Annotated in this window: 1 protein-coding gene; it reads left to right on the top strand. The window is 68.1% G+C overall.

Annotated elements, in window-relative coordinates:
• A partial coding sequence (locus VTU_RS29695; protein ID WP_010109173.1) for an Ig-like domain-containing protein occupies positions 1-978 on the top strand: 978 nt, incomplete at both ends.

Raw genomic sequence — 978 nt, 5'->3', positions numbered from 1 at the left:
CCAATACCATCAGCGTCAACCTCACCGGCGTGACCGACGACGCTGGCAACGCCGGTGTCGGCACCGCCAGCAGCGCCAACTACACCGTGGACACCCGGCCCGCAGACACCACCGGCCCCACGGCCACCATCACCCTGGCCGATAGCGCGCTTACCGTGGGCGAAACCACCACCGTGACCATCCGCTTCAACGAGCCCGTCACCAGCTTCGCAAACGATGACATCGTGCTCACCGATGCCAACGGCACGCTCAGCACGCTCACCCCCAACGCCGACCGCACGGTCTGGACAGCGACCTTCACCCCCACGGCCAACGTCAACGACACGACCAACACCATCAGCGTCAACCTCACCGGCCTGACCGACGACGCAGGCAACGCCGGTGTCAGCACCGCCAACTACACCGTGGACACCCGGCCGGACACGACGCCCCCGGTGCTCAGCACCGCCATGGTCAGCAACAACCAGCTGGTGCTCACGTACACCGAAGCCAACAGCCTGGACGCAACCCATATCCCGCCCACCACGGCCTTTGCGGTGCGCATCGATAACGTGCCCACTGCCGTCACCGCCATCACGGTGAACGCGCAGGACAAGACCGTCAGCCTGACGCTGGCCACCGCTGTTTCCACGGGCCAGACGGTGACCGTCGCCTACAACGACCCCACGACCGGCGACGATGCCAACGCCATACAGGACGCGGCCGGCAACGACGCGGCCAGTGTCCCGGCCACGCCGGTGAACAACCGCACACCCGCGCCACAGAGTCCGGCTCCTGCCTCGAGTCCGAATCCGGCCCCGAGCTCGGCCTCGGCCCCGGCCCCGGCCCCGAGTTCGGCCCCGTCGGACAAGGACAGCAAGGACACCAAGGACACGGACGGCGACGGCATTCCCAACAGCGTCGAAGACCTGACCCCCGGCATCCCCGGCCCCGCTGGCGCTGCCCCGGTAGCCGGAGATGGCAACGGAGACGGCGTCA

Origin of the sequence: Verminephrobacter aporrectodeae subsp. tuberculatae At4, from assembly GCF_000193225.1 — a bacterium.
GTDB lineage: Bacteria > Pseudomonadota > Gammaproteobacteria > Burkholderiales > Burkholderiaceae_C > Acidovorax > Acidovorax aporrectodeae.
The sequence above is the reverse complement of the archived record's forward strand: the minus strand, read 5'-3'. Positions and strand labels throughout refer to the sequence as shown.